Source organism: Pseudomonas fragi, from assembly GCF_002269505.1.
GTDB classification, from domain to species: domain Bacteria; phylum Pseudomonadota; class Gammaproteobacteria; order Pseudomonadales; family Pseudomonadaceae; genus Aquipseudomonas; species Aquipseudomonas fragi_D.
Map to the genome: position 1 here is coordinate 1 of NZ_NQKQ01000074.1, position 366 is coordinate 366.

Below are 366 nucleotides of genomic sequence, written 5' to 3' on the forward strand. Positions count from 1 at the left end.
CCGGGGTATAGCGCAGTCCGGTAGCGCGCCTGCTTTGGGAGCAGGATGTCAGGAGTTCGAATCCCCTTACCCCGACCATTTTCTGCCCGGCAGTAATGGGTGTAGAAAATAAGGCGCTGATGTCAATTGCATCAGATGCCATAAAAGAGCGTCCTAACGGACGCTTTTTTATTGTTGTAAAAGTTGAAATATGCAGTTCCGCGATAGCTCAGTTGGTAGAGCAAATGACTGTTAATCATTGGGTCCCTGGTTCGAGTCCAGGTCGTGGAGCCAGTTTCAAAGAATTTTTGGGTCGTTAGCTCAGTTGGTAGAGCAGTTGGCTTTTAACCAATTGGTCGTAGGTTCGAATCCCACACGACCCACCAT

3 tRNA genes are annotated in these 366 nt (G+C 48.9%); all 3 read left to right on the forward strand.

Annotated elements, in window-relative coordinates:
- Window position 1: 1 nt before the first annotated feature.
- The 3 genes from CJU81_RS23580 (at window position 2) to CJU81_RS23590 (ending at window position 365) form a co-directional block, all read left to right on the forward strand.
- Window positions 2–78: transfer RNA gene (locus CJU81_RS23580), tRNA-Pro, on the forward strand.
- A 119-nt stretch (window positions 79–197) separates the two neighbouring features.
- Window positions 198–273, forward strand: a tRNA-Asn gene (locus tag CJU81_RS23585).
- A gap of 16 nt (window positions 274–289) precedes the next feature.
- Window positions 290–365, forward strand: a tRNA-Lys gene (locus CJU81_RS23590).
- Window position 366: the final 1 nt, after the last annotated feature.